Origin of the sequence: Pseudomonas typographi, assembly GCF_014694385.1 — a bacterium.
GTDB classification, from domain to species: Bacteria; Pseudomonadota; Gammaproteobacteria; order Pseudomonadales; family Pseudomonadaceae; genus Aquipseudomonas; species Aquipseudomonas typographi.
On record NZ_JAAOCA010000017.1, the window covers coordinates 100847 to 123861 of the forward strand.

A 23015-nucleotide genomic window follows, 5' to 3' on the forward strand; every position below is an offset into this window, starting at 1 on the left:
GCCGCACAGCGATAGGCTCAATGGCTGATGGCCAAAATGCTGGCTTGGTAAGCTGCCACGAACAGGTCGAAATCGCCCACTTCTTCCTGCTCCATGGCGGCTTGCTTGGCGATGGATTCCCGCGCCTGCTGGTCGAAGCGCCGTTGCTCCTCGACGCTTAACGCTTGCCCACGCAAGTAATCGGCGTGGGCTTCGCTCTGGCGCAGGGAGAAGGCGATGAAGCCTTCCTTGTTCGCTTGCATGGCGGCCAACACCTGCGCCGAGGGCGTCAGGGTAGGGTCGGCAAGCTTGGCCTGTTGTGCGGCCAATGCCTGGGCATGGGCGCTTTCGCCGTTGGCACGGTCGAGCAGGGCGGCGATCGGGGCGATTCGCTCAAGCAATTCGCCCGCCCAGGCCTGCAAGCTGATGGCTTGGCCGTCGCGCTGCAGTTGCAAACCGGGGCGGCGGCCTTCCTTCACCACACTCAAAAAATTAGTGGTGCAGGCGTCACACTCGCTGCCTTGCAGCAGCGGGCTGGTTTCCAGCGCGCAGTACAGCAGGAAGGCATCGAGGAACTTGGCCTCGGCCAGGTCGACGCCGGTGGGCAGGAACGGGTTGATGTCCAGGCAGCGAACTTCGACGTACTGCACGCCTCGGGCATTCAAGGCCTGGATCGGCCGCTCGCCGGGGTAGGTCACGCGCTTGGGGCGGATGTTGGAGTAGTACTCGTTTTCAATCTGCAGGATGTTGGTATTGAGCTGCAGCCATTCGCCGTCTTTGTGAGTGCCGATTTCCTGGTACGGCGGGTAAGGCGTGGCCACGGCCTTGCGCAGGCTTTCGGTGTAGCTGGGTAGGTCGTTGTAGCAGGGGGTAAGGCCGGCTTGGGCATTGTTCTGGTAGCCCAGGTCGCTCATGCGCAGGCTGGTGGCATAGGGCAAGTACAGGGTGGTGGCATCGAAGGTGTCCAACTGATGCGCCCGCCCGCGCAAAAAGCCTGCGTCCAGCGCGGGTGAGGCGCCGAACAGGTACATCAATAACCAGCTGTAGCGGCGGAAATTACGGACCAAGCCGATATAGGCCGTGGATTGGTAATCCCGGTCGGTGCCGCTACCGCCCTCGGCGTCACGCAGCAAAGGCCACACCGCGTCGGGAATCGAGAAGTTATAGTGGATGCCAGCAATGCATTGCATGGTTTTGCCATAGCGCACCGCCAGGCCCTTGCGGTACACATGCTTGAGCTGGCCGATGTTCGACGTGCCATACCAGGCGATCGGAATATCTTCTTCGGCCGGCAGCACGCATGGCATCGACGGGCTCCACAGCAACTCGCTGCCCAGCCCGCTATAGGCGAAGCGGTGGATCGATTCCAGGCTTTGCAGCGTCGCCGCCGGGTCGGCCAGTGCTGGCGTGATGAACTCAAGCAGCGCTTCGGAATAGTCCGTGGTGAGCTGTTCATGGGTCAGCGCCGCCCCTAGCGCCTCGGGGTGCGGGGTCTGCGCCAGGCGCCCATCGGCCGTAACGCGCAGGCATTCGCGTTCGATACCGTGCAGGCACTGCGTGAGCAGGCTCAGGTTGGCAGGCTCGCCCAGCAAGTGCAGGCGGCGATTAAGAAGTTCGCTCAAGTCTTGTTCCTTCACGCATCGATCGCCCCGATATGGGGGGTGGATCGATCGGTTACAAGGGTATGCCCATTACCGGCGTGGTCGCCTGGTTCGGCTTGGCTGCCAGTGCGGTGTTTCAGGCGTTGGCTGCACGCTTTCGACAGTGCCTTTTGCTGCCAGGTGGTTGCCCCTCCTCGCCATAGCCCCGCTATAGCGCGTTATGGCGCCTTGCCCGACAGCGACACCCACACGTCAATGCGTGTGCGAACTTCTGAAACACCATACTGGCGCCTGTTGGCGCGACACTAACCCAACCTGGGGCGGTTCGGCTATAGAGCCGCGAAGGTGGCCTGGGCCTTGGCCATCAGTTTGTCGTTTTGCAGCACTTCGGCCTCGACCACCAGCGTGCGCCGCCCGGCATGGATCACCTTGGCCAGGCACACCACGTCGCCATCGGCCACGGCGCGGATATAGTTGATCTTGCATTCGAGCGTCACACTGGCCTTGTCGAAGCCATGGGACATGGAGCATGCCAAGCCCATGGCGACATCTACCAGGCTGAACATGGCGCCGCCATGCAACTTGCCCAGGCGGTTGCGCAGCGGTTCGGTAAGGGCCAGGCCAACCTCGGCCAGCCCCTCTTCGAGCCGCAGCACGCGGCAGCCCAATAACTGGCTGAATGGGCTTTGTACGTAGTCGTCGGGCAAGTCCATCAGCGTTTCTTCAGTTGTTTAGCATTGGCGAACAAGGCGGCCATCGCCCCGCTGGGCGGTGCCTTGGCCTCGTGCTTGCGCGGCTGGGCAGCACGGGGCGCCGCCGCCGGGCGCGAACCACGGGGGCCTTCGGTTTTCTCACCGGGGGTGTCACCCATGCGCATCGACAGCCCCACGCGTTTACGCGGGATATCCACTTCCATCACCTTGACCTTCACCACGTCACCGGCCTTGACCGCTTCGCGCGGGTCTTTCACGAACTTCTCGCTTAGCGCCGAAATATGCACCAAGCCGTCCTGGTGCACGCCGATATCGACGAACGCACCGAAGTTGGTAACGTTGGTGACCACCCCTTCGAGCACCATACCCGGTTGCAGGTCAGCCAGGCTTTCCACGCCTTCCTGGAACTCGGCGGTCTTGAATTCCGGGCGCGGGTCGCGGCCGGGTTTGTCGAGTTCCTGGAGTATGTCGGTCACGGTGGGCAGGCCGAACGTGTCGTCGGTGAATTTTTTCGGGTCCAGGCGTTTGAGAAAGCCGCTGTCGCCGATCAGCGAGCGCACGTCACGGCCAGTGTCTTGGGCGATACGCTGCACCAGCGGGTAAGCTTCGGGGTGAACGGCAGAGGCGTCCAGCGGGTTGTCACCGCTCATCACCCGCAAAAAGCCTGCGGCTTGCTCGAAGGTTTTTTCGCCCAGCCGGCTGACTTTTTTCAGCTCATCGCGGGTGCGGAAGGCGCCGTTGGCGTCGCGATGGGTGACGATGTTCTGCGCAAGGGTCGCATTCAGCCCGGAGATACGCGTCAGCAGCGCCACCGACGCGGTGTTCACGTCTACCCCCACGGCGTTCACGCAGTCTTCTACCACCGCGTCGAGGCTGCGCGCCAGTTGCAGTTGCGACACATCGTGTTGGTACTGGCCCACGCCGATGGATTTGGGGTCGATCTTCACCAACTCCGCCAGCGGGTCTTGCAGGCGCCGTGCAATCGACACCGCACCCCGTAATGTTACGTCCAGGTCGGGAAATTCCCGGGCTGCCAGCTCCGATGCCGAATAAACCGAGGCGCCCGCCTCAGACACCACCACCTTGGTCATTTTCAGGCCAGGGTATTTTTTGATCAGTTCCATCGCCAGCTTGTCGGTTTCGCGGCTGGCGGTGCCGTTGCCGATGGCGATCAGGTCGACCGCATGCTTGGCGCACAACGCGGCGAGCACGGCGATGGTCTGGTCCCATTGGTTCTTCGGCGCATGGGGGTATACGGTGGCGGTGTCGAGCACTTTACCGGTCGCATCGACCACCGCCACCTTGCAGCCGGTGCGCAGGCCCGGGTCCAGCCCGAGCGTGGCATGCGGGCCGGCCGGGGCGGCCAGCAGCAGGTCATTGAGGTTGCGCGCGAACACGCTGATCGCCTCGCCCTCGGCGCCTTCGCGCAGTTCGCCGAACAGGTCGTTTTCAAGGCTGGTGTAAAGCTTGACCTTCCATGTCCAGCGCACCACTTCGGCCAGCCATTTGTCGGCGGGGCGGTTTTGGTTCTTGAGTCCGAAGCGCTCGGCGATCATCAGTTCGCATGGGTGCAGGGTACCGGGCTGTTCGTCGCCCACTTTGAGCACAGCGCTCAACACACCCTCGTTGCGCCCCCGGAAGATCGCCAGTGCGCGGTGCGACGGCATGCTCTTGAGCGCTTCGTCGTGTTCGAAGTAATCGCGGAACTTGGCCCCCTCGACCTCTTTGCCGGCGACCAGGCGCGCGCTCAGCGTGGCTTCCTGCTTGAGGAAACCCCGTAGTTTCTCCAGCAACGTGGCGTCTTCGGCGAAGCGCTCCATCAAGATGTACTTGGCGCCTTCGAGCACCGCCTTGGTATCGGCGAAGCCTTTTTCAGCGTCTACGAACCGCGCCGCTTCTTGCTCCGGGGCCAGCATGGGGTCGCCCAGCAAGCCGTCGGCCAGCTCGCCGAGGCCGGCCTCCAGGGCGATTTGGCCCTTGGTGCGGCGTTTTTGCTTATACGGCAGGTAGAGGTCTTCGAGGCGGGTCTTGGTCTCGGCCAGTTTGATTTCGCGGGCCAACTCCGGGGTCAGCTTGCCTTGCTCTTCGATGCTGGCCAGGATGCTGGCACGGCGTTCATCGAGCTCGCGCAGGTAGCGCAAGCGCTCTTCGAGGTGGCGTAACTGGGTGTCATCGAGGCTGCCGGTGACTTCTTTGCGGTAACGCGCGATGAAAGGCACCGTGGAACCTTCGTCGAGTAGGGCCACCGCCGCTTCGACCTGCTGGGGGCGAACGCCGAGTTCCTCGGCGATGCGGCTGTTGATGCTTTCCATAAAACCACCTGCAAACGTTTGGGGCCGGGCCATGAAGCGGCCTGGCAGGCACATTCCGGGCGCTGCCCGAGCTCGAAAAGGCCGCATTATAACCAGCCGAACGCTGTGTGGGTCAGACGTGTGGGCGAACGTGCTGAGCGGGCGGGCTGCCGAGCGGTGAAAAATCTGCTAACAATGCTTGCAGCACGGGCATGAGCGAGCAGGTCATAATACGCCCCGCCCCTAACCAGGAGTTTTTCATGAGTAGCACTGCCTCAACACCTGAAGGCGAAAAAATTCTTATCGTCGATGACGACCCGGGGTTGAGCCGCCTGCTGGAGCGTTTCTTCGTAAGCAAGGGGTATCGCGCGCGCGCCGTCCCCAATGCCGAGCAAATGGACCGCCTGCTGGGCCGTGAAGTATTCAACCTCGTGGTGCTCGACCTCATGCTGCCAGGCGAAGACGGCCTGTCCGCTTGCCGTCGGCTGCGCGCGGCCAACAACCAGGTACCGATCATCATGCTCACCGCCAAGGGCGACGAGTTGAGCCGTATCCGGGGCCTGGAACTCGGCGCGGACGACTACCTGGCCAAGCCTTTCAACCCCGACGAGTTGATGGCGCGGGTCAAAGCCGTGCTGCGCCGCCAGCAAGTGCCGGTGCCAGGGGCACCGGGCAGCACGGATGAAGTCGTGACCTTCGGTGATTATGAGCTGTCGCTGGCCACCCGCGAGCTTACCCGCGGCGACAAGAAGCACATGCTGACCACCGGGGAATTCGCCGTGCTCAAGGCACTGGTGATGCACGCCCGCGAGCCGCTCACCCGTGACAAGCTGATGAGCCTGGCGCGTGGCCGGGAGTGGGACGCCCTGGAGCGCTCCATCGATGTGCAGATTTCCCGCTTGCGGCGCATGATCGAACCCGATCCGGCCAAGCCGCGCTACATTCAAACAGTATGGGGTGTGGGCTATGTATTCGTGCCGGACGGCAACGCCGGCAAGTAAGTGTTCAGGGCGGCACGTGACCTGCCCGTCGTCGGCCATTGTGCCAGCGACGGGCAGGTCGTTTTTGCGCCCACCATTTGATGACCCTTTATGAAAGCGCCGCTCTGGTTCCCCCAAAGCTTCTTTGCCCGCACCCTGTGGCTGGTGCTGATCGCCGTTCTGTTTTCCAAGGCCTTGACGCTTGTCTACCTCTTGATGAATGAAGACGTGCTGGTCGACCGCCAATACAGCCACGGTGTGGGCCTGACCCTTCGCGCGTACTGGGCGGCGGACGAAGCGAACCGTGAAAAAATCGCCTCGGCGGCTGGGCTTATTCGGGTAGCCGGCAACGCTGTGCCACAGGGCGAGCAGCACTGGCCCTACAGCGAAATCTACCAGCGCCAGATGCAGGCCGAGTTGGGCGAAGATACCGAAGTGCGCCTGCGGGTGCATGTGCCCCCGGCGTTATGGGTGCGCGCGCCGAGCCTGGGCCCCGATTGGATGAAGGTGCCGTTGTATCCGCACCCACTGCGTGGGCAAAAAATCTGGAGTGTGTTGGGGTGGTTCCTGGCCATCGGCGTGCTGTCCACGCTGTCGGCCTGGATATTCGTAAGCCAACTGATCCACCCGCTCAAACTATTGGTCACCGCCGCACGCGAGCTGGGCAAGGGCCGCAGTGTGCGCTTGCCTACCAGCGACCAGCCCAGCGAAATGCTCGAGGTATACAGCGCCTTCAACCAGATGGCCGAAGACGTCGAGCAGGCCGGGCGCGAGCGTGAACTGATGCTGGCGGGGGTATCGCACGACCTGCGCACACCACTGACCCGTTTGCGCCTGTCGCTCGCGCTGATCGGCAGCCAAAACGAATTCACCGATGACATGGTGCGCGATATCGAAGACATGGACGCGATTCTCGATCAGTTCATGGCGTTCATGCGTGATGGCCGCGACGAAACCCTCGATGAAGCAGACCTGGGCGCCTTGGTACGGGAAACCGTCGCGCCGTTCAACCAGGCCAAGCAACAGGTGGCGTTGGTACTCGAGCCGATGCCGCCGGTGCCGCTGCGGCGGGTGGCGATCAAACGCCTGCTCACCAACCTGATCGACAATGCCCTGTATCACGGCGGCGAGGCGGTAGAAGTGCACGCGCATGTGGCAGGCGACTCCGGCGCCCCCTATGTGGTGCTCAGCGTACTTGACCGGGGCGAGGGCTTGGCCGACGAGGAGTTGCAAAGCATCTTCAACCCCTTTACCCGTGGCGACCGTGCGCGCAGCAAGGGAACCGGGCTCGGGCTTGCGATCGTCAAGCGCATTGCCGCCATGCATGGCGGCAATGTGGAACTGCGCAACCGCGAGGGCGGGGGCTTGGAGGCGCGGGTGCGCTTACCCTTGACGCTGATGCTGCCGCGGGATGCGATATAGCCGCTGCCTCAGGCGTGCAGCCGGGTTGCCGTTACCCCTTGCCCTTGGTACGCGTAAGGTTTGGCCCGCTGTTCTTCTCAAGGTGTTCGATGATGATCGAGGCAACGTTCTTGCCGGTGGTTTCTTCGATGCCTTCCAGGCCTGGTGAGGAATTCACCTCCATCACCAGCGCGCCATGATTGGAGCGCAGGATATCCACCCCGGCCACCGACAAGCCCATCACTTTGGCCGCACGGATGGCGGTAACGCGCTCTTCGGGGGTGATTTTGATCAGGCTGGCGGTGCCGCCGCGGTGCAGGTTGGAGCGGAACTCGCCGGGCTTGGCCTGGCGCTTCATGGCCGCGATGACTTTGTCACCCACTACGAAGCAGCGGATGTCCGCACCGCCAGCCTCCTTGATGTATTCCTGCACCATGATGTTTTGCTTCAGGCCCATGAACGCCTCGATTACCGATTCGGCCGCCTTGGTGGTTTCGCACAGCACCACGCCGATGCCCTGGGTGCCTTCGAGCACCTTGATTACCAACGGTGCGCCATTGACCATGCGGATCAGGTCCGGGATGTCGTCCGGGGAATGGGCGAAGCCGGTGACCGGCAGGCCCAAGCCCCGCCGCGAGAGCAGTTGCAGCGAGCGCAGCTTGTCGCGTGAGCGGGCGATGGCCACTGATTCGTTCAGCGGATACACGCCCATCATCTCGAATTGGCGCAGCACGGCGCAGCCGTAAAACGTGACAGACGCGCCGATACGCGGGATGACCGCATCGAACCCCGCCAACGGTTTGCCGCGGTAGTGGATTTGCGGGTTGTGGCTGGCGATGTTCATGTAGGCGCGCAGCGTATCGACCACGACCATTTCGTGACCGCGTTGCTCGCCGGCTTCGACCAGGCGGCGTGTGGAATACAGACGCGGGTTTCGCGAAAGTACGGCTATCTTCATGCAACACCTGTGGTGGAGGGTATGGTTACCGGAAACTCCGGCTTGTTTTGTACATACGTGGCGCCCGGGTCTACCACCCATTGGCCGGCCACCAGGGCCTTGGAGCCGAGCAGCAGGCGATAGCGCATGGCCTTGCGGCAGGCGAGGGTGAATTCCACGTGCCAAACCCGGCCGCCTAGCGCCAAGGGCGTGCAGATGGTGTAGCGCACTTGGGCATGGCCGTTGGAGCTCTTGATGGTTTTCATCGCTACCAGCGGCGCCTCGCAGCGGCGGTGGCGCAACTGCACCACCGAGCCCAGGTGGGCGTTGAAGCGCACCCAACCTTCGCCATTGCGCTCGAACGGTTCGATTTCCGTGGCATGCAGGCTGGAGGTACTGGCGCCGGTATCGATTTTGGCCCGTAGGCCGGCGACACCCAACTCGGGTAGCGCCACCCATTCGCGAAGGCCGATCACTGAAAGGTGGTCGAAGGTTTTCAATGCGTTCAGTTGCCTAAGGGTTGAAATTGGCAAGGGCGATACTTGCACAGGGTAGACCGCGCGCAGATACGTTTGGCTGCGTCGCCGTAACTGGGCTGAACTGTAAACGTAACCTGGGTGTGATTGCATCCACCGGCGAGGGTAGTAGAGTGCGGTTATGTTTCAAGATGAGGTGTCGCTGTGCCCAACCTAGTTGCAGAAGATGACAAGGTCCGCCTGGATAAATGGCTATGGGCGGCAAGGTTCTACAAAACCCGCGCGCTGGCCAAGGCCGCGATAGAAAGCGGTAAGGTCCACCACCGCGGCGAGCGCTGCAAGCCCAGCAAAGAGCCGCGCATTGGCGACGAGTATCAGGTCCGCGCAGGCTTTGACCAGCGCACGGTGGTGGTCAAGGCATTGTCGGCGGTACGCCGGGGCGCACCGCAGGCCCAGGCGCTGTATGAAGAAACCGCCAGCAGCGTGGCCCGCCGCGAGCAAGCGGCGGCCCTGCGCAAGGCCGGCGCCGTCGGTATCGAAACCGACGGCCGGCCCACCAAGAAGCAGCGCCGCCAGTTGCTCGGGCTGCACCGCGGCTAGCCGCCTTCGCTCAGGCGCTGACCACGCTGAGGCGGTTGATCAACGGCACCCGTTGCAATAGCCGAAACACGGGTGCTGTTACGCGCGTCAGCCACTGGCTGGCATGGGCCACGAACGGTGTGTAATACCCCCAACCCAACGCCAGCAGGGCCATCAACAAGCCGCCGATGTAGTCGTCCTGTGCCCAGTGCGCGCCGGCGACCAACCGCGGCATGCTGAACAGCACGGCCAAGGCCCAGGCCACGACCACCGGCCCAGCTCGCCGGGCCGAAACGCTGATGTACATGGCCCAAATCAACAGCACCGAGGCATGGTCGCCGGGGAAGCTGTTGCTTGATTGGTCCTTGAGTTGCCAGGTTTTGTCCAAGTGCGGGTACCAGTCGCTCAGGTGCACCGCATCGGGCACCATCATCGACACGCTGTCATGCTGCCAGCCCAGGCCGTCGCACAGTTTGGAAAACAGTGTGCGCACCGCCACCAGCAGCAATAGCACCGCTACGAAGCCCCAAAACCCCTGGCGAAGCTGCGCAGCTTCGAACGCCCAGCCACCTCGGATCAATAAAAACAGTAGAATGAGGCCTACCACCGCGTCGAAGGGGCGCAGGCTGCCCGCGGTCCAGATGTACCGCCACGCGGCATTGCTGGCCAAGGGTTGGTTCAGCAAGCGGTAGAAACCTTCGTCAAAGGCTGCCATAAGGTTGTGTGTTGTGGGCCATAGCCACAAACACAGCAGCGCCAAGGCAGCAATGTTGCAGAAAATAAGACCGCTGGCGTTCCACCTTGCTTGGAACGGTCCCGGTTTGTTCATAAGATACCTCTGTGGTGGCAGTTTCAAGCGGCACGCTGATAGGCCGCCAAGCAGTGTTTTTATTTCTATTGGTATCTATTTTGTCATCTTTTTACGATTCCAGAACCTATGTCACATTCTTTGCCTTCTGACTTTTCCCAACGTTTCATCTTCGACAACGCCGACGTGCGTGGCGAGCTGGTGGAACTGGCTGGTAGCTATGCCGAAGTGCTGGCGCGCCACCCGTACCCCGAGCCGGTCGCGCGCTTGTTGGGCGAGTTCATGGCCGCGGCGGCGCTGCTGGTGGGCACGCTCAAGTTCGACGGGCTGCTGGTGCTACAGGCGCGCTCCGACGGGCCGATACCGCTGCTGATGATAGAGTGCTCCAGCGAACGCGAAATCCGCGGGTTGGCGCGCTATAACGGCGAGCAACTGGCGGGCGCTACGCAGTTGGGCGAGTTGATGCCCGGCGGCACCCTGGCAATGACCATAGACCCGCGCCGGGGCAAGCGTTACCAAGGCATCGTCGAGCTCGATGGGCAAACCCTTGCCGAGTGCTTCGATAACTACTTTTCGCAATCGGAACAGTTGGGCACCCGTTTCTGGCTGCAGGCCGATGGCGAGCAAGCCCGTGGTTTGCTGCTACAACAGTTGCCGGCCGAGCAACAGCGCGACGATGATGAGCGCGCGAACCACTGGCAGCATGTGCTGGCATTGGCCGAAACGCTCACCGGCGCGGAACTGCTGGGCCTGGACAACGAAACCCTGTTGCACCGGCTGTATCACGAAGAGGCTGTGCGCCTGTTCGAAGAGCAGCCGCTGCATTTTCAGTGCAGTTGCTCGCGGGAGCGCTCCGCGCGGGCGTTGGCCAGCCTCGGTGAGGAAGATGCGTTGCGGTTGGTCGAAGAGCAGGGCGGCCAGGTCGAAATCGACTGCCAGTTCTGCAACGAACGTTATCTTTATGATCAGAATGATGTAGCGCAACTGTTTGCCGGAGGTGGGGTCGAAGCTCCGTCAGAGACCCGTCACTGAAGCGTTTTACCACTGCCAAGTGAGCGTGAAAGCGCCGGAATAGCGCCATTGTCGACCGGAGGGCTCTACTTTTCTCGGGCGTTTCTGGCATAATCCGGCCCATTTTCAGCTGTAGTAGGTTTGTATTTTCTACTACAAAACGTTTGAAACACTCGGCCCGAGCGCCGACGGGGATTCACATGACGCAAGCCAAAAACGCCGTGTATACCGACATCAGCACCGCTCAACTGGTTGAAGAAGCCATTCGCCGTGGTGAAGGTGAGCTTGCCGCCAATGGCTCGCTGGTTGTGAAGACAGGCCATCGTACCGGCCGTTCGCCGGTCGATCGCTTTATCGTTGAAGAAGCTTCCAGCGAGGATCAAATCGCTTGGGGCCCGATCAACCGTAAGTTCCCGGCCGACAAGTTCGCTGCCCTGTGGGCCCGTGTCGAAGCCTATGTCGGCGAGCGTGACCATTTCGTTTCCCACGTCCACGTAGGTTCTGACGAACAGCACTACCTGGCCGTGCAGATGACCACCGAAACCGCCTGGCATAACCTGTTCGGCCGTTGCCTGTTCATCAACCCCGAGCACTACAACCCGTCGGGCAAGGCGCAATGGCAGATCCTCAACGCGCCGTGGTTCGTGTGCGAGCCGGAGCGCGATGGCACCCATTCCGACGGTTGCGTGATCATCAACTTCGCCGCCAAGAAGGTGCTGATCGCCGGCATGCGGTATGCCGGTGAAATGAAAAAAGCCATGTTCTCGGTGCAGAACTACCTGCTGCCAGCCGAAGGTGTGTTGCCGATGCATTGCGCCGCCAACATGGGCGAAGACGGTGACGTGACCCTGTTCTTCGGCTTGTCCGGCACCGGTAAAACCACCCTGTCGGCCGACGAAAGCCGTTACCTGATCGGTGACGACGAGCATGGTTGGGGCGACGGTGTGGTGTTCAATATCGAAGGCGGTTGCTATGCCAAGTGCATCGACCTGACCGAGAAGAACGAGCCGGTGATCTGGAAGGCCATCCAGTTCGGTGCGGTGCTGGAGAACGTGGTACTCAACGCCGAAACCCGCCTACCCGATTACACCGACGACAGCCTGACCCAGAACAGCCGTGCCGCTTACCCGCGCGAGTTGATCGAAAAGCGCGCGCCGAAGAACCTCGGCGGCGAGCCTAACGCGGTGATCTTCCTCACCTGTGACCTGACCGGCGTATTGCCGCCAGTGTCGATCCTCAGCGAAGAACAAGCCGCCTACCACTTTTTGTCGGGTTACACCGCGCTGGTGGGCTCCACCGAAATGGGTTCGGGCAGCGGCATCAAGTCGACCTTCTCCACCTGCTTCGGCGCGCCGTTCTTCCCGCGCCCCGCCGGTGTGTACGCTGAGCTGCTAATCAAGCGTATCCGCCAGTTCGGCTCGAAGGTGTACCTGGTGAACACCGGCTGGACCGGCGGTGGCTACGGTGTGGGCAAGCGCTTCAGCATCCCCACCACTCGGGGGGTGATCGCGGCGATCCAAAGCGGCGCGCTGGTCGATGTGGCAACCGAGCACCTCGACATCGTGAACCTGGATGTGCCCACGGCGGTCCCGGGCGTCGATACTGGCCTGCTCAACCCGCGCAACACCTGGGCCGATGGCGCCTCCTACGATGAAGCCGCCAAAGGGTTGGCAAGCTTGTTCATCGAAAACTTCAAGAAATTCGAAGTTTCCGACGCCATCCGTAACGCCGGCCCCGCGCTGTAACGTGCCGTGGCATTGCCGCAAATGGGCTAAAAAGGGCGCTTAGCGCCTGAGCAACCCGTCAAAAAGCCGCCTTTGGCGGCTTTTTGCTGTTCGGGATTCTGGCGAATCCCTGAAGCACAATGCTATTCAGATGATCCGCGCACTTTCGCTGGCCCGCTCCACGCGAATGGCCACGAACTTGGACGTGGGTGTATGGCTGCCGGCACCCACGCTCTCCAAGGGCACCAAGGGGTTGGTTTCCGGGTAATAGGCCGCTGCCTGGCCGGCGGGAATGTCGTAGGCCAGCAGCGTGAAGCCCTTCACCCGCCGCTCGCGGCCGTCTTCCCATACCGACACCACGTCGACCTTCTGCCCAGGCTGGAAGCCAAGCCGAATGATATCCGCCTCGTTGGCGAACACCACGTCGCGTTGGCCGCGAACCCCGCGGTAGCGGTCGTCCAGGCCATAAATGGTGGTGTTGTACTGGTCATGCGAGCGCATGGTCTGCAAGATCAAGTCGGGCGCCTTGCCCGCGGCATGCACCTTTTCGTGCAGCAGGTCGCTGGGCAAGGGGTTGGGCTTGAAGTTCGCCCGCCCGCTGGGGGTGTTCCAGCGCCGTGCCGCAGCGCTGTTGCCCAGGTAGAACCCCCCGGGGTTGTTAACTTTTTGGTTGAAGTCGGTGAAGCCGGGAATGGTGTCGGCGATCAGCTCGCGAATGCGGTTGTAATCGGCGATCAGCCATTCCCACGCCACCGGGCGCTCGCCCAAAGTGGCTTGGGCGATGCCGGCAACGATGGCCGGTTCCGAGCGCATCTGCTCGGAAATAGGCCGCAACTGGCCGAACGAGGCATGCACCATGCTGAACGAGTCTTCCACGGTCACCGCCTGCGGGCCACCGGCTTGCAGGTCGATGTCGGTGCGGCCCAGGCACGGCAGAATCAACGCCGCTTTGCCGTGGATCAGGTGGCTACGGTTAAGCTTGGTGCTGATCTGTACCGTAAGCTCGCAGTTGCGCAGCGCCTCAGCGGTGCGCGGGCTGTCTGGCGTGGCTTGAACGAAGTTACCGCCCAGGGCCACGAACACCTTGGCCCGGCCCTCAAGCATCGCATGGATGGCCTCGACCACGTTGTGACCGCTGCCGCGTGGTACTTGGAAGTCGAAGCGTTTTTCCAGGGCTTCGAGCAAAAACGCCGGCGGGCGTTCGTTGATGCCCATGGTGCGGTCGCCCTGCACGTTGCTGTGGCCGCGCACTGGGCACAGGCCGGCGCCAGGGGCGCCGATGTTGCCGCGCAGCAACATGATGTTGGCAATTTCCTGGATGGTCGGCACCGAATGGCGGTGCTGGGTGATCCCCATCGCCCAGCACATGATTACCCGCTGGGCGCTGGCATACATGCGTGCGGCTTGCTCGATTTCATACAACGGCAGGCCCGACTGCTCGACGATCTGCGTCCACGGCGTGGCATCGACCACGGCCAGGTATTCTTCCACCGTGGCGGTATGGGCGTTGAGAAATTCATGGTCGAACACCGCCGGCTCGCCGTTGGCCTGTGCTTCACGCTCCCACTGCAGCAGGAATTTGGCCATGCCGCGCACGATCGCCATATCGCCGCCCAGGGCAGGGCGAAAGTACGCCGTGTTGGTGGGGCGGTTGCCGTTGGTGAGCATCTCGATAGGGTGCTGCGGGTGTTGGAACCGCTCCAGGCCCCGCTCTTTGAGCGGGTTGATGCATACCACCTGGGCGCCACGCTCGACTGCTTCGCGAAGCGGTTCGAGCATGCGGGGGTGGTTGGTGCCAGGGTTCTGGCCCCACACGAAGATCGCATCGGCATGTTCGAAGTCGGCGAAGGTCACGGTGCCCTTGCCCACACCGACACTCTGCGCCAACGCCACGCCACTGGCTTCATGGCACATGTTCGAGCAGTCGGGGAAGTTATTGGTGCCGAAGGCGCGCACGAACAGTTGGTACAGGTAAGCGGCTTCGTTGCTGGCGCGGCCAGAGGTGTAGAACTCGGCCTGGTCGGGGCTCTCCAGCCCGTTGAGGTGGCGCGCTATCAGGGCGAAGGCGTCATCCCAGCTTACCGGTTTGTAGCGGTCGCTTTGGGCGTCGTACATCATCGGGTGCGTGAGGCGGCCCTGGTACTCAAGCCAGTAATCGCTTTGTTCAAGCAACGAGCTCACGCTGTGGCGGGCGAAGAAGGCCGGGTCTACCCGGCGCTTGGTGGCCTCCCAGTTCACCGCCTTGGCGCCGTTCTCACAGAACTTCACCATGCCGCTTTCCGGTGAGTCGCCCCAGGCGCACCCCGGGCAGTCGAAACCGCCATTCTGGTTGGTCTTGAGCATGGTGCGGATGTTTTTCAGTGCATTACCGCTACCCAGCCATGCCCGCGTCACGCTCTGTAGCGCGCCCCAGCCGGCGGCTGCGCCGCTGTACGGCTTGAAGCGTGGGGCCGAGGCCGGTGCGGTTTTCTCGAGGTTTTCGGTGCTCATGCGTGCTTCTCCAACGCGGGGCTGTACACCCGCGGCGCACTGTGATGCGGCAGATGAATAAGGTTGAGGTGGTGTTGGCGTGCCCACTGCACGGCAAGGCCGGTGGGGGAAGACAAGCTGACCAGGGTCTGCAGGCCGGCGCGCAGGGCCTTTTGGATCAGCTCCAGGCTGCAGCGGCTAGTGACCACGGCCAGGCCGCCGGTGGTGTCTATGGCCTGGCGCGCCAGCGCGCCAATGAGTTTGTCCAGCGCGTTATGCCGGCCGATGTCTTCGCGGCCCAGTTGTAAAGTGCCGTGGCGGTCCATGAACAGCGCGGCATGTACCGCGCCGCAATGCTGGCCCAAGGGTTGGAATTCACCGATGCGCTGGCGTAACCCGTTCAGCCACTGCGCCGACGGCAATGGCGAGGCCGGCAAGGTGGGCAGCTCTGGCAACGCCTGCTCCATGGCCTCTACGCCGCATAGCCCGCAGCCGCTGGTGCCGGCCATTTGCCGGCGGTGGTCTTTCAGCGCCCAGAAGGCGCGGCTGGAAATCTCCACCTCGGCTTGCTGCGAAGCACCACAACCGCTGAGGCGAACGTCGTAGATGTCGCTGGCGTTCGGCACGATGCCGCTGCCGATACTGAACCCCACCACGAAATCTTCGAGGTCGGTGGGGCTGACCAACATCACTGCCTGGCTGATGCCATTGAACGCGATGGCCAAAGCCACTTCATCGGCCAGCACGGTGCTGGCCGCGGCCTCTCGTTCCTGGGGCTCCAGGGCGCAGAAAGCATATTCATGGCTGGCCGCGGGGGCCTGCGCAGGGGCAGGCACTACCAGGGCCGGGCGCTTGGCATTCATGGGTATTGCACCGGCAGTTCAATACATTCAGCCTATGCTTGAATGCCGTGGGCGTCTAATCGCTAGTTCCGATTCGCTGATAGAGCGCGTCGATCATTCCAGGTCGATCATTCCAAAGTGCTTTGGCAAAAGGCGAAGCAGGCTTCAGCCAGGGCCGAGCGCGGCGCACTGCGGCGCATGATCAAACCCAGGCTGGCCAAGGTATGGGCTTGTGCCAGTGGTTGCAGGCGCAGGTGCTCGGTCAGCGCCTCCAGGCCACCGTCCAGCGGCATGATCGCGCAGCATAAGCCGCCATGCACCGCTTGTAGCAACTGATGAACAGCGTCGGTTTGGATCAGTGGCTTCGGCGCCAAACCACGGCTATGAAAGGCATGGTCGATCGATTGGCGAAAATGCATGCCCGTGGTCAACATACCCAACGGCAGTTGGGCCACCGCCTCCCAACTCAGCGATGAGTCCCCGAAATCGAAATGCCGCTCGTCGTACAGCAGGCCCAGCCGGGTTTGGCACAGCGGCAATGCCTCGAAGCGTTCACGGTCGAGTTTATCCAGGAACGAAACCCCCAGGTCGATTTGGTTGCTGGCCAAGTGCTCGAAGATTTGTTCCGAGCTCAGTGCACTCAGTTCAAAGCGCAGTTCTGGGTGCAACGCATGCAGGCCGCTGAGCAGCGGCACCGGGTCGAAGCTCGACAGCGGCACCACCCCCAAGCGCAGCGTACCGACTAGGTGGCCCCGGCATGCCGCGGCTTCGGCCTGCAGGCCATCGTAAGCGGCCAGTACCGTGCGCGCCCAGGCCAGCACCCGTTCGCCCGGGGCGGTGAACCCCTCGAAGCGCTGGCCGCGCACCACCAGCGGCAATTCGAGCTCCTCTTCCAGGTTGCGCAAGCGCATCGACAGCGTGGGCTGGGTGATGTGGCAGCGCGCGGCGGCCTGGCCGAAATGGCGGGTTTCATCCAGCGCGATCAGGAACCTGAGTTGTTTGATATCCATCGGCGCTCCGGCCCGGTTGTAAGAAGGGCGATTGTAACGGCATCAGGGGTGTTCCAAGCCGCTGATCAATGCCGGGTAGCCGTCCACCGCGTCGAACTCTTCAGTGTTTTTGTCGGGTTTGCGGCTGTCTGGCGCCTTTACCGCCAGCAGGTGGCGAATACCAAACGCGCGCGCACTGCGTAGGATTGGCAGGGTGTCGTCAATGAACAGGGCGGTAGCGGGGTTGAAGGCGATGTCGGCGCGCAGGGCCTGCCAAAAGCTTTGGCTTTCTTTCGGGTGGCCATACTCATGGGCGCTGATCAACCGTTCGAACCACGGGGCCAATGCCACTTTCTCCAGCTTCAGGCTCAATACGTCGGGGTGGGCGTTGGTGATCAGCACCACGCGCTTGCCGGCCTGGCGCAGCGCTTCGAGAAAGGCCAACGCGCCGGGGCGGGCCTGGATGCGCTCGGCGGTCTCGCGCTTGAGTTCGCGGATCGGCAAGCCCAGTTCGCGCGACCAGAAATCCAGGCAATACCAGTTGAGGGTCCCGGCATGGCTGTCGTACAACCTGCCCATGGCCGCCTCGGCGGCCTCGCGGGATACGCCGCGCAGCTCGGCATAACGCTGGGGCAGGTGGTCGAGCCAAAAGTGGTTGTCGTAGTGCAGGTCGAGCAGTGTGCCGTCCATGTCGAGTAACACGGTGTCGATTTTTGACCAGTCAAGCGCGGCCATGGTTGCGGTCCTTGGCAGGTGAAAAGGCGATAGCCCATGTATAGTAACCCGTTCATGCCCAGGAGCTGCCCTATGCGCCAGAAACCTACCGTACTTGCCCGCGAGATCGTTGCCAGCAGCCGGATATTCCGCGTCGAGCAGGTGCAACTGCGCTTCAGCAACGGCGTGGAGCGGGTATACGAACGGCTGGTGGGGCGTGGCACCGGGCACGGCGCGGTGATGATCGTGGCCATGCTCGACGATGAGCACGCGGTGTTGATCGAAGAATACTGCGGCGGCACCGACACCTATGAGTTGTCGCTGCCCAAGGGGCTGATCGAGCCCGGCGAAGACATCCTCGCCGCCGCCGATCGCGAACTCAAGGAAGAGGCCGGCTACGGGGCGCGGCAACTGGAACACCTCACCGAGCTGTCGCTCAACCCTGGTTACATGAGCCAGAAGATCCAGGTGGTGCTGGCCACCGACCTGTACGAAGAGCGCCTGGAAGGCGACGAGCCCGAGCCGATGGGGTTGGACAAAATCAACCTGCGCGAACTGGCCAGCCTCGCGCAGAACAGCCAGTTCACCGAAGGCCGCGCGCTGGCGGCGTTGTACCTGGTGCGTGACCTGCTTACCCAGCGTGGGGTGTTCGTACCATGATCAAGGCACATCCCTGGCTGCCCGGGGTGGTTGAGCTGGTGGCCGCTGCCGGGCGCGCCATCGTACCGTTCTGGCGCGCCGGGGTCGAGGTGAAGGCCAAGCCCGACGATTCGCCGGTCACCGCCGCGGACCTGGCCGCCCACCATGTGATCGTCGAGGGTTTGCGCGCGCTGGCGCCGCAGGTTCCAGTGCTGTCCGAAGAAGACGCCGACATCCCGCTGGCCGAGCGCAGCCAGTGGCACCGCTGGTGGTTGGTCGACCCCCTCGATGGCACCAAGGAGTTCATCAGCGGCAGTGACGAATTCACCGTCAACATCGCGTTGATCGAAGCGGGCAGGGTGGTGTTCGGTGTGGTCGGCATGCCCACCACACAGCGCTGCTGGTTCGGTGGCGCAGGGCTCGGCGCTTGGCGCATGGAGGCAGGGCAAGCGCCCGTGGCCATTGCCACCCGCCCGCAGCCGCCCACGGGCGAGCCATTCACGGTGGTTGCCAGCCGCCGGCACTCCAGTGAGCGGCAGGAGCGCCTGCTGGCGGGCCTCGGCCAGCAAGTGGGTGAGTTGGCCTTGGCCAATATCGGCAGTTCGCTGAAGTTCTGCCTGGTGGCCGAAGGCAGTGCCGATTGCTACCCGCGCCTGGCGCCTACTTCGCAGTGGGACACCGCCGCCGCCCAAGGCGTGCTCGAAGGGGCCGGCGGTGAGGTGCTGGCGCTGGATGGCTCGGCCTTCACCTACCCGGCGCGGGAAAACCTACTCAACGAGTATTTCCTGGCGCTGCCGGCGGGCGCGCCATGGAAGCCCGCGCTGGTGGCATTGGCGCAAGGCTAGTGTGGTGTTTCAGCAGTTCGCACGAGAATTGACGCGTGAATGTTGTTGTCGGGCAAGGCGTCGTGCCGCGTCATGGCAGGGCTATGGCGGGGCGCGGCAATGCAGCGCGGCAGCAAAAGGCACCGTCAACATTGTGCAGCCAATGTCTGGAGCACACTTTAGGCGGGCTCAGCGGTGCAGCACGTATTGCCCAGTAAACCGCACCGCGGCCTGGGTTTCGCCTGCTTCGCGCAGGTACGTCTGCAACTCGATGCGTGCCCGGCCATGGCGCCGCCAGGTTTTAAGAAACCGCTGCCACACGGCAGCCTCCGGCGCCGGGCAAATGGCCTGGGCGTCGCCGCGCACCGGCAACGGGTATTCGATATGGCCATCCTGGATCACCACATGCCCACCGGTTTCGCCGGCCTCGCTCAGCGCCAGGTGTAGCCAGCCCCACCCCGCCAACACCGCGCCGCAGTAAAGGCTGCCGCCGAACTGGGTGTGTTGGTGGTTAACGTTGGGTGCCAGTGGCAGGCCGAGGGTCAGGCATTGCCCTTCCCAGGCCAATACCCGCAAGCCCATGTCACGGGTGAGTGGTATGTCGTGGTGCAATAACGCTTCGAGGTCCATCGCCAATGCCTTAGGGTCGGTACTCATCTGAATCGTCGCCGGCCGCGAAATGCAGGCCGTGCTTGCGAAGTTTGTCGTGCAGGGTTTTGCGCGGCATGCCCAATGCTTCGGCCAGGCTGCGCAGCGACGTATGCGGTTTGGCCATTTCGTCGACAATCAAGCTGCGCTCGAAGCGCTCGACCTGCTCTGCCAAGCTGCCCCCCACCACAGCGCTGGAGGCGGTGCCCTCGGCGGGCGGCAATGGGTTGTCCAGTGCCAGCTCCAGCCCCAGGGCGAAACGCTCGGCGGCGTTCTGCAACTCGCGCACGTTACCTGGCCAGGCATGGCGCATCAATTGCACCCGCGGCGCCGAGGGTAACGCCTGGCGGGGCAAGCCGTGGCGTTCGGCCGCGGCATCGGCGTAATGTTGGAACAACAGTAGGATGTCTTCACCGCGCTCGCGCAGCGGTGGAATGCGCAACGACGCCACGTTCAGGCGGTAGTAAAGGTCGGCGCGGAACTGCCCTTGGTCGGCGGCCTGGCGCAGGTCCTGCTTGGTCGCGGCGATTACCCGGATATCCAGGCGGATTTGCTGGTTACCCCCAAGGCGCTCCACCACGCGCTCCTGCAGCAGCCGCAGCAGTTTTACCTGTACATCAAGGCTCATGCTTTCGATTTCGTCGAGAAACAGTGTGCCGCCGTTGGCGAACTCGAACTTGCCGATCCGGCGCTTTTGCGCGCCGGTAAAGGCACCGGGCTCATGGCCGAACAGTTCGCTTTCCACCACCGACTCGGCCAAGGCCCCCGCATTGATCGCTACGAAAGGGCCATTGCGGCGGCTGGAGAGGTCGTGCAGCGCCCGTGCTACCACCTCTTTGCCAGCGCCGGTTTCGCCGAGGATCAGCACGTCGGCCTTGGTGCCGGCCAGCGCGCCCACCTGCTCACGCAGCCGCGCCATTTGTACCGACGCGCCTGCCAGGCGGGTGCTGAGTGCCTGCTGGTCGCCCGCGGTCAGGCGCAGGTGGCGGTTGCTCAGCACCAGCCGGCGAAGGCTCAGGGCCCGGCGCACGCTGTCAAGCAGGGCGTCGTTGGCAAAGGGCTTTTCCAAAAAGTCATAAGCACCGGCACGCATGGCCTGCACCGCCAGCGGCACATCGCCGTGGCCGGTGATCAGCAGCACCGGCAGGTCGGGGTCCACCGCGCGCAAGCGCTCGAGCAGTTGCAAACCGTCTATGCCGGGCATGCGGATATCGCTGACGATCACCCCTGGCCAGCCTTTGCCGATGCGTTCGGCGAGGCCGGCGGCGTCTCCCAGCGGAAGGCTCTTCAGCCCTGCTAGGTCCAGTGTTTGTGCCAGTGCGCGGCGCAAGTGCGGGTCGTCGTCGATCAGCACCACTTCGACGGCGGGGTCGATGCGCTGCTCGGTTGTCATGCGAACTCCTCGGGTGGTTGCAGGTTGGCGCCCGGCCGCGCGGGGCGCAGGCGCAGGGTGAGCAGGGCGCCACCTTGCGGATGGTTGGCCAGCAGCAGCTCGCCGCCCAGCGCGCGCATCAGCGTATCGCAAATGGCCAAGCCCAGGCCAAGGCCTTGGGTGCGGGTTTTGGTGGTGAAGAACGGCTCGCGCGCATGGGCAAGCGCTTCGCGGGTGAAGCCTGGGCCGTTATCGCGCAGGCAAAGGGTTACACCCTCTGCGGTTTTCTCCGCGCTGATCCACAGGCAGCGCGGGGTGGCCTTCTCGGTAAGGGCATCAAGGGCGTTGGCCAAGAGGTTGCCGAGCACTTGGCGCAAGCGGGTTTCGCCGGCTTGCACCCACAACGGGGCATCGGGCAAGTCGCGCACCAGTTCCACGCCCATCGCCCGGCGGCGCTTGGCCAACAGCGCCAGAGCATCTTCGATGGCCGGCTGCAGCGCTACGCTTTCCGGGGCATGGTGGTCACGCCGGGCGAAGGCACGCAGATGCGCGATGATCGATGCCATCCGCGCGGTGAGTTCGCCGATCAACTTGAGGTTGCCGCGGGCCTCTTCGGTGCGCTGGTGGTCGAGTAACACCTCGGCGTTTTCCGCGTAGCTGCGGATCGCCGCCAAGGGTTGGTTGAGCTCGTGGCTGATGCTGGCCGACATCGTACCCAGCGCGCTGAGCTTACCAGCCTGTACCAATTCATCCTGGGCTTGCACCAGTTTTTGCTGGGCGTGCTCGTGTTCCAGCACTTCTTGCTTGAGCCGGCTGTTGAGCCGCTCCAAGGCGCCGGTACGTTCGGCCACGCGCAGCTCGAGCTGTTGGCGGGCGCGCCCCTCGAAGGCAATGCGGTCGAGGTAATTGCGCCGCCGTTGCATTGCCAGGCCTAGCGCCAGTATCAACACCAGCAGCGCCCCGGCGGCAGCGGCCAGCGCGCTGCGCACGGGCCGTTCGACCAAGCTGTAGGGGGCCAGCAGGTTCACCGTCCAGCCGGTTTCGCTGATGTCGCGGTTTTGGGTGAGCCAGGCAGTTTCGGCCAATGCCAGTTGCTGCGGTGCCCGGGTGGGGTACGGCAGCGTCGCTTCGACGGCGCTGCGCTCAGTGTCGCTCATGGGGCGGGTGGCGCGGTAGCGCCAGTCTGGGCGTGAGGTGAGGATCACCACCCCGTATTGGTCGGTGACGGCTAGTTGCTCTGGGGTTTTGCCCCACAACCGCTCGGTGTGGTCCAGGTCTACCTTGACCACCAACGCGCCGATGGTTTGTTCGCCCTCACGCACGGCGGCAGCGAAGAAGTAACCGCGCTTGGCCGAGGTGGTGCCCAGGCCGAAAAAACGCCCCAGGCGGCCGTCCATAGCATCGCGGTAATAGGGCCGGAAGGCAAAGTTGCGCCCGACGAAACTGTCTGTTTGGTCCCAATTGGAGGCCGCCAGGGTGTCACCTGTGGTGTTCATCAGGTACACCACTTCGGCGCCCGTTTGTTCGGCAATGCGTTTGAGCAAGTGGTTGGCCGCATCAACCGCCGCTGAGCTGCGAGGGCTGGCCAGGGCTTCGCGCAAGGGTGGCAAGCCGCCAAGGATCTGCGGCAGGGTTTCATAACGGTGCAGGATGCCTAACAGGTTGGCCACATAGAGGTCGAGCGTTTGGCGGTTTTGGCTGGCCAGTTCGCTGCGGTAATAGCGCTCGGCCAAATGCTGGATCGGCCATAGCAACGGCGCCAGGCACACGGCAAGTAGGGCCAGGCTGCGCCAACGAGGGCGGCGTGGCAGGGTAGGGGCAGGCAAGGAGGCAGGCATGGGGCGATTATGCCCCATGCGCTGGCCGCCCGTCAGGCACGGTTTAGCCGCCGCGCAGGCACTGCAACAGGCCCTCTCCCCAGGCCGGTTGTGCCACACCCCATTCGCGGGCCAGCTTCGAGCAGTCGAGCCGGGAGTTCAGCGGGCGCTGCGCGGGCGTGGGGTATTCGCTCGAGGGTA

General features: G+C 63.2%; 21 protein-coding genes. 7 read left to right on the forward strand and 14 right to left on the reverse strand.

The features are described from left to right. Positions 1-17 precede the first annotated feature (17 nt). The 3 genes from gshA to HAQ05_RS14790 all read right to left on the reverse strand — a co-directional run bounded on the left by gshA (position 18) and on the right by HAQ05_RS14790 (position 4605). Positions 18-1601 carry a glutamate--cysteine ligase gene (gshA, locus tag HAQ05_RS14780; RefSeq protein WP_190421865.1) on the reverse strand — a complete coding sequence of 528 codons (1584 nt, stop codon included), beginning with the start codon at positions 1599-1601 and terminating at the stop codon, positions 18-20. 308 nt (positions 1602-1909) lie between these two features. Further along, entirely contained in the window at positions 1910-2293 is a 384-nt protein-coding gene (locus HAQ05_RS14785; RefSeq protein WP_190421867.1) for a PaaI family thioesterase, read from the reverse strand. After that, complete coding sequence (locus HAQ05_RS14790) at positions 2293-4605, reverse strand: Tex family protein (protein WP_190421869.1); 2313 nt, start codon at positions 4603-4605, stop codon at positions 2293-2295. Before HAQ05_RS14790 ends, HAQ05_RS14785 begins: the two co-directional genes overlap by 1 nt. A 239-nt stretch (positions 4606-4844) precedes the next feature. On the opposite strand from HAQ05_RS14790, the gene ompR reads away from it, so the two are divergent. Together ompR and HAQ05_RS14800 are read left to right on the forward strand one after the other, a co-directional pair. After that, positions 4845-5585, forward strand: coding sequence for an osmolarity response regulator transcription factor OmpR (ompR, locus tag HAQ05_RS14795; RefSeq protein ID WP_190421873.1), 741 nt, complete (start codon positions 4845-4847; stop codon positions 5583-5585). A gap of 90 nt (positions 5586-5675) precedes the next feature. Continuing rightward, complete coding sequence (locus HAQ05_RS14800; protein WP_190421874.1) at positions 5676-6986, forward strand: ATP-binding protein; 1311 nt, start codon at positions 5676-5678, stop codon at positions 6984-6986. Between the two features lie 31 nt (positions 6987-7017). On the opposite strand, the gene rimK is transcribed toward HAQ05_RS14800, so the two are convergent. Beyond that, the gene (gene rimK / locus HAQ05_RS14805; protein WP_190421876.1) at positions 7018-7923 is read right to left on the reverse strand and encodes a 30S ribosomal protein S6--L-glutamate ligase; all 906 of its coding nucleotides are present in this window, start codon (positions 7921-7923) and stop codon (positions 7018-7020) included. Then, positions 7920-8402, reverse strand: a complete 483-nt coding sequence (rimB, locus tag HAQ05_RS14810; protein ID WP_190421911.1) for a retropepsin-like aspartic endopeptidase RimB — start codon at positions 8400-8402, stop codon at positions 7920-7922. The genes rimK and rimB overlap by 4 nt, the downstream gene beginning before the upstream one ends. 180 nt (positions 8403-8582) lie before the next feature. Here rimB and HAQ05_RS14815 point away from each other — a divergent pair, with 180 nt between their 5' ends. Beyond that, positions 8583-8978, forward strand: a complete 396-nt coding sequence (locus HAQ05_RS14815) for a S4 domain-containing protein (protein WP_190421878.1) — start codon at positions 8583-8585, stop codon at positions 8976-8978. Between the two features lie 10 nt (positions 8979-8988). Here the strand turns inward: HAQ05_RS14815 and HAQ05_RS14820 are convergent, their stop codons facing one another. After that, positions 8989-9786, reverse strand: a complete 798-nt coding sequence (locus tag HAQ05_RS14820) for a phosphatase PAP2 family protein (protein WP_190421880.1) — start codon at positions 9784-9786, stop codon at positions 8989-8991. A 108-nt stretch (positions 9787-9894) separates the two neighbouring features. On the opposite strand from HAQ05_RS14820, the gene hslO reads away from it, so the two are divergent. Beyond that, positions 9895-10797, forward strand: a complete 903-nt coding sequence (gene hslO, locus HAQ05_RS14825) for an Hsp33 family molecular chaperone HslO (RefSeq protein WP_190421882.1) — start codon at positions 9895-9897, stop codon at positions 10795-10797. Between the two features lie 179 nt (positions 10798-10976). After that, complete coding sequence (locus tag HAQ05_RS14830) at positions 10977-12521, forward strand: phosphoenolpyruvate carboxykinase (protein WP_190421884.1); 1545 nt, start codon at positions 10977-10979, stop codon at positions 12519-12521. Positions 12522-12647: 126 nt separating this feature from the next. Here HAQ05_RS14830 and HAQ05_RS14835 read toward each other — a convergent pair whose 3' ends face one another. From HAQ05_RS14835 to yrfG, 4 genes are all read right to left on the reverse strand, one after another. Continuing rightward, positions 12648-14990, reverse strand: a complete 2343-nt coding sequence (locus HAQ05_RS14835; RefSeq protein WP_190421886.1) for an FdhF/YdeP family oxidoreductase — start codon at positions 14988-14990, stop codon at positions 12648-12650. After that, positions 14987-15832 (reverse strand): formate dehydrogenase accessory sulfurtransferase FdhD, encoded by an 846-nt coding sequence (gene fdhD, locus HAQ05_RS14840; protein ID WP_190421888.1) that lies wholly within the window; start codon positions 15830-15832, stop codon positions 14987-14989. The genes HAQ05_RS14835 and fdhD overlap by 4 nt, the downstream gene beginning before the upstream one ends. A gap of 107 nt (positions 15833-15939) precedes the next feature. Further along, positions 15940-16821 carry a LysR family transcriptional regulator gene (locus HAQ05_RS14845; RefSeq protein ID WP_190421890.1) on the reverse strand — a complete coding sequence of 294 codons (882 nt, stop codon included), beginning with the start codon at positions 16819-16821 and terminating at the stop codon, positions 15940-15942. A 42-nt stretch (positions 16822-16863) separates the two neighbouring features. Next, on the reverse strand, positions 16864-17535 hold the full coding sequence (yrfG, locus tag HAQ05_RS14850; protein ID WP_190421892.1) for a GMP/IMP nucleotidase: 672 nt from the start codon (positions 17533-17535) through the stop codon (positions 16864-16866). Between the two features lie 72 nt (positions 17536-17607). Here yrfG and nudE point away from each other — a divergent pair, with 72 nt between their 5' ends. Beyond that, positions 17608-18174, forward strand: a complete 567-nt coding sequence (gene nudE / locus HAQ05_RS14855) for an ADP compounds hydrolase NudE (RefSeq protein ID WP_190421894.1) — start codon at positions 17608-17610, stop codon at positions 18172-18174. Beyond that, entirely contained in the window at positions 18171-18998 is an 828-nt protein-coding gene (cysQ, locus tag HAQ05_RS14860; protein WP_190421895.1) for a 3'(2'),5'-bisphosphate nucleotidase CysQ, read from the forward strand. The genes nudE and cysQ overlap by 4 nt, the downstream gene beginning before the upstream one ends. A 168-nt stretch (positions 18999-19166) precedes the next feature. Here cysQ and HAQ05_RS14865 read toward each other — a convergent pair whose 3' ends face one another. The 4 genes from HAQ05_RS14865 to HAQ05_RS14880 all read right to left on the reverse strand — a co-directional run. After that, a complete protein-coding gene (locus tag HAQ05_RS14865) occupies positions 19167-19634 on the reverse strand; it encodes a thioesterase domain-containing protein (RefSeq protein WP_190421897.1) in 468 nt (155 codons plus the stop codon). Continuing rightward, entirely contained in the window at positions 19618-21018 is a 1401-nt protein-coding gene (locus HAQ05_RS14870; protein WP_190421899.1) for a sigma-54-dependent transcriptional regulator, read from the reverse strand. The genes HAQ05_RS14865 and HAQ05_RS14870 overlap by 17 nt, the downstream gene beginning before the upstream one ends. Further along, positions 21015-22835: a sensor histidine kinase gene (locus HAQ05_RS14875; protein WP_190421901.1), complete on the reverse strand. Its 1821-nt coding sequence runs from the start codon at positions 22833-22835 to the stop codon at positions 21015-21017. Before HAQ05_RS14875 ends, HAQ05_RS14870 begins: the two co-directional genes overlap by 4 nt. 43 nt (positions 22836-22878) lie before the next feature. Then, positions 22879-23015, reverse strand: a 137-nt coding sequence (locus HAQ05_RS14880) for a sugar nucleotide-binding protein (protein ID WP_190421903.1), incomplete at its 5' end; no start/stop codon positions are given.

Coding starts and splice junctions, on each gene's coding strand:
- HAQ05_RS14865 (WP_190421897.1), bottom strand. CDS start 19,634: ATGAGTACCGACCCTAAGGCATTGGCGATGGACCTCGAAGCGTTATTG.
- hslO (WP_190421882.1), top strand. CDS start 9,895: ATGTCACATTCTTTGCCTTCTGACTTTTCCCAACGTTTCATCTTCGAC.
- HAQ05_RS14875 (WP_190421901.1), bottom strand. CDS start 22,835: ATGCCTGCCTCCTTGCCTGCCCCTACCCTGCCACGCCGCCCTCGTTGG.
- cysQ (WP_190421895.1), top strand. CDS start 18,171: ATGATCAAGGCACATCCCTGGCTGCCCGGGGTGGTTGAGCTGGTGGCC.
- yrfG (WP_190421892.1), bottom strand. CDS start 17,535: ATGGCCGCGCTTGACTGGTCAAAAATCGACACCGTGTTACTCGACATG.
- rimK (WP_190421876.1), bottom strand. CDS start 7,923: ATGAAGATAGCCGTACTTTCGCGAAACCCGCGTCTGTATTCCACACGC.
- HAQ05_RS14835 (WP_190421886.1), bottom strand. CDS start 14,990: ATGAGCACCGAAAACCTCGAGAAAACCGCACCGGCCTCGGCCCCACGC.
- nudE (WP_190421894.1), top strand. CDS start 17,608: ATGCGCCAGAAACCTACCGTACTTGCCCGCGAGATCGTTGCCAGCAGC.
- fdhD (WP_190421888.1), bottom strand. CDS start 15,832: ATGAATGCCAAGCGCCCGGCCCTGGTAGTGCCTGCCCCTGCGCAGGCC.
- HAQ05_RS14800 (WP_190421874.1), top strand. CDS start 5,676: ATGAAAGCGCCGCTCTGGTTCCCCCAAAGCTTCTTTGCCCGCACCCTG.
- HAQ05_RS14790 (WP_190421869.1), bottom strand. CDS start 4,605: ATGGAAAGCATCAACAGCCGCATCGCCGAGGAACTCGGCGTTCGCCCC.
- HAQ05_RS14870 (WP_190421899.1), bottom strand. CDS start 21,018: ATGACAACCGAGCAGCGCATCGACCCCGCCGTCGAAGTGGTGCTGATC.
- ompR (WP_190421873.1), top strand. CDS start 4,845: ATGAGTAGCACTGCCTCAACACCTGAAGGCGAAAAAATTCTTATCGTC.
- HAQ05_RS14785 (WP_190421867.1), bottom strand. CDS start 2,293: ATGGACTTGCCCGACGACTACGTACAAAGCCCATTCAGCCAGTTATTG.
- HAQ05_RS14845 (WP_190421890.1), bottom strand. CDS start 16,821: ATGGATATCAAACAACTCAGGTTCCTGATCGCGCTGGATGAAACCCGC.
- HAQ05_RS14820 (WP_190421880.1), bottom strand. CDS start 9,786: ATGAACAAACCGGGACCGTTCCAAGCAAGGTGGAACGCCAGCGGTCTT.
- HAQ05_RS14830 (WP_190421884.1), top strand. CDS start 10,977: ATGACGCAAGCCAAAAACGCCGTGTATACCGACATCAGCACCGCTCAA.